Origin of the sequence: Mesorhizobium sp. M7A.F.Ca.CA.001.08.2.1 (assembly GCF_003998455.1) — a bacterium.
Taxonomy (GTDB): domain Bacteria; phylum Pseudomonadota; class Alphaproteobacteria; order Rhizobiales; family Rhizobiaceae; genus Mesorhizobium; species Mesorhizobium ciceri.
Map to the genome: position 1 here is coordinate 1 of NZ_RZPW01000981.1, position 1893 is coordinate 1893.

Annotated in this window: 2 protein-coding genes; one reads left to right on the top strand and one right to left on the bottom strand. The window is 65.8% G+C overall.

Going from position 1 to position 1893, the window contains the following annotated elements; all coding sequences use genetic code 11:
• On the bottom strand, window positions 1–806 hold an 806-nt coding region (locus EN914_RS33790), incomplete at its 3' end, for a LysR family transcriptional regulator (RefSeq protein WP_164769372.1).
• A 128-nt stretch (window positions 807–934) separates the two neighbouring features.
• On the opposite strand from EN914_RS33790, the gene EN914_RS33795 reads away from it, so the two are divergent.
• On the top strand, window positions 935–1893 hold a 959-nt coding region (locus EN914_RS33795; RefSeq protein ID WP_127389601.1), incomplete at its 3' end, for an MFS transporter.

Consider the following 1893-nt stretch of genomic DNA (forward strand, 5'->3'; position numbering starts at 1 on the left):
GAGATAGTGACTTCCGCGGTGGCAACCGGCAGGGGAAAACTGCGCATGCCGGCGCGTGCGCCCTCGGTATGCCGCTCCGGAACGCTGGCGATCAGGTCTGATGTGCGGGCCATGGCAAGGGCTGCCGAGAAACCGGAAACCATGCACACGACGGTCCGCCGCAGCCCGAGCCGGTTCAAAGCCTCGTCGATCGGCCCTTTCTCGCGGCCACGCCGTGAAACGCTGATGTGTCGGCCTGCGGCATAGCGCTCAGGCGTCACCGCGCCCTCGGTCAAGGGATGGCCCGTTCGCACGGCGCCGATAAAGCGGTCGCGAAGCAACGCCTGGATGCGCACCTCCGGGCCGGTCTCGCCAGCGACGCCTATGTCCAGATCGATCGCCGCGTCGCGCAGCGACATGACGTCCCGGTCGGACTTCGGTGCAAAGCGCAGCCGCACGCCGGGCGCATCGGCCTGGATACGGGCAACGAGACGAGGTGCGAACTCTTCGACGAAGCTCTCATTGGTGCGCAGCGTGAAGACCCTGTCCAGGTTCGGGAGATCGAGCAAGGTGGCAGGGCGCAGGATCGCCTCCGCATCCTGGACGACACGGCCTACCTGCTGTCGCAGTTCTTCCGCACGCGGCGTCGCCACAAGGCCTCGACCGGCGCGAACCAGCAGCGGATCGCCCGTCGCCTGGCGCAGTCGCGCCAGCGTGCGGCTCATCGCCGAAGGGCTGAGGCGTAGGCGGCTGGCGGCGCGCGCCACGCTGCCTTCGGTCAGCAGGACGTCGAGAGCGAACAGTAAGTTGAGATCGGGTGATGTCATCGGCAGATCATGACATGATATGGCGCCAAACGCACGAATAAGATGCAAATGCTGCGCCTTCCGCCACATTGGCCAAGGAACTAGATCTCCAGCAGTTCCGGTTGTGGGACTGATGGAAGGAGACCGCCGTGGCAATCGCTGAGCAAAATCCGGACGGGCTGACATCGGCGCCACCATGGATGCAATCCGCCGGCTGGGCGTTGGCAAGCCTGTCGCTCGCCACACTGCTGTCGTCGCTGGGAACCAGCATTGCCAGCGTCGGGCTGCCGTCGCTGATGCAGAATTTCGGCGCGACGTTCCAGGCCGTGCAATGGGTTGTTCTGGCCTATCTCCTCGCCATCACCACACTGATCGTCAGCGCCGGCCGGCTGGCCGACATGTTCGGGCGCCGACCGTTGCTGCTTGGGGGCATCGCGCTGTTCACGTCCGCATCGGTGCTCTGCGGCCTGGCGCCGACACTCTGGCTGCTGATTGCCGCACGCGCCGTGCAGGGACTTGGCGCAGCGCTGATGATGGCGCTGACGCTGGCCTTCGTCGCCGAAACCGTGACCAAGGACAGAATCGGCTGCGCCATGGGCCTGCTCGGCGCCATGTCCGCGATCGGCACGACACTTGGCCCCTCGCTCGGCGGCCTTTTGATCACCGGCTTCGGCTGGCGGGCAATCTTCCTCGTCAATGTCCCGCTGGGAGTGCTCACCTTCGCTCTTGCCTGGCGTGCCCTGCCGGCACGCAATAAAACCGCGCGGCTCGACCGAGGCACGTTCGATGTCGTGGGCACCGCCCTGCTGGCCCTGACGTTGGCCGCCTATGCGCTGGCCATGACGCTGGGCAGAGGCAATTTCGGCACGCTCAAAATCGGCCTGCTGATCGCCGCCGGCACCGGCGTTTTTCTTTTCGCCGCCGCGCAGGCGAGAGTGAAAAACCCCTTGATCCGGCTTGCCAGCTTCCGCGATCTTCAGCTGAGTGCCAGTCTCGCCATGAGCCTCGTCGTCGCCACGGTGATGATGGCGACGCTGGTGGTGGCTCCGTTCTACCTGTCGCGCGGGCTCGGGCTGGATGCTGCAATGGTGGGTGCGGTGCTGTCGAC